Raw genomic sequence first — 1,853 nt, forward strand, 5'->3', positions numbered from 1 at the left:
GTTTCGTCGGCTGATGGTTTCTGGTTTCGCGAGGGTCAGCGTCTTGACTGGATCCGGCCTTATGCCTCGGTGAAGGAGACGTCTTTCGCGCCGGGGAATGTGTCGATCCGCTGGTTCGGGGACGGGACGCTGAACGTCTCGGCCAATTGCATCGACCGCCATCTGATCGACCGGGCGGAGCAGACCGCGATCATCTGGGAGCCCGACGACCCCCGCGAGCCTTCGCGCCACATCTCTTACCGCGAGTTGCTGGAGCAGGTCTCGCGGCTGGCGAATGTGCTGAAATCGCATGGCGTGGGCAAGGGCGACCGGGTGGTGCTCTATCTGCCGATGATCCCCGAGGCGGCCTATGCGATGCTGGCCTGCGCGCGGATCGGGGCGATCCATTCGGTGGTGTTCGGCGGTTTCTCGCCCGATGCGCTGGCGAACCGGATCAACGATTCCGAGGCGAAGCTGGTGATCACCGCCGATTACGCGCCGAGGGGCGGCCGGAAGACCCCGCTGAAGGACAATACCGACAAGGCGCTTCTGCACTGTTCCGACCGGGTGAAATGCCTCGTGGTGCGCCGCACCGGCGACGAATGCCATCTGGTCGACGGGCGCGATTACGACCTGCTCGAAGAGATGGCGGCCGCGAAACCCTATTGCCCCTATGTGGAATGCGGGGCCGAGGATCCTCTGTTCATCCTCTATACCTCCGGCTCGACCGGCAAGCCGAAAGGCGTGGTCCATACCTCGGGCGGCTATCTGCTCTATGCGGCGATGACGCATAAATACACGTTCGACTATCACGACGGCGACGTGTTCTGGTGCACGGCGGATGTCGGCTGGGTGACGGGCCACAGCTATATCGTCTACGGGCCGCTGGCGAACGGCGCGACCACGCTGATGTTCGAGGGGGTGCCGACCTTCCCCGATGCCGGGCGGTTCTGGGAGGTCTGCGCGAAGCACAAGGTGAACCAGTTCTACACCGCGCCGACGGCGATCCGGTCCCTGATGGGGCTGGGGCCGGACTGGGTGGAGAAGCACGATCTGTCCAGCCTGAAGGTGCTGGGCTCGGTTGGCGAGCCGATCAACCCCGAGGCCTGGAACTGGTATCACAAACATGTCGGCAAAGAGCGTCTGCCGATCGTCGACACCTTCTGGCAGACCGAGACCGGCGGCCATATGCTGACGCCCCTGCCGGGCGCGATTCCGACGAAGCCCGGCTCGGCGACGCTGCCGTTCTTCGGGGTGAAGCCGGAGGTGCTGGACCCGCAGACCGGCGCGGTGCTCGATGCGGTCGAGGCCGAGGGCGTCCTGTGCATCGCGGATTCGTGGCCCGGCCAGATGCGCACGCTCTGGGGCGATCACGCGCGGTTCGAAGAGGCCTATTTCTCGCAATACAAGGGCTATTACTTCACCGGCGACGGCTGCCGGCGCGACGCGGACGGCTATTACTGGATCACCGGGCGGGTGGATGATGTGATCAACGTCTCGGGCCACCGGATGGGCACGGCCGAGGTGGAATCGGCGCTGGTGGCGCATGAGAAAGTGGCCGAGGCGGCGGTGGTGGGCTATCCGCACGACCTGAAGGGCCAGGGGATCTACGCTTACGTGACGCTGATGAAGGGCGTCGAGCCCTCGGATGCGCTGAAGCGCGCGCTGGAGGCCTGGGTCAGGACCGAGATCGGCCCGATCGCGAAGCCCGACCTGATCCAGTTCGCGCCTGGCCTGCCGAAGACCCGCTCGGGCAAGATCATGCGCCGGATCCTCAGGAAGATCGCCGAGAACGACTTCGGCGCTCTGGGCGACATCTCGACGCTGGCCGATCCTTCGGTGGTGGACGACCTCATCGAAAACAGGATGAACAA

At 64.9% G+C, this 1,853-nt stretch carries 1 protein-coding gene; it reads left to right on the forward strand.

What is annotated here, in order from left to right; genetic code table 11:
* A partial coding sequence (acs, locus tag XINFAN_RS00065) for an acetate--CoA ligase (protein ID WP_124084544.1) occupies nucleotides 1-1,853 on the forward strand: 1,853 nt, incomplete at both ends.

Source organism: Pseudogemmobacter humi, assembly GCF_900609055.1.
Classification (GTDB): domain Bacteria; phylum Pseudomonadota; class Alphaproteobacteria; order Rhodobacterales; family Rhodobacteraceae; genus Pseudogemmobacter; species Pseudogemmobacter humi.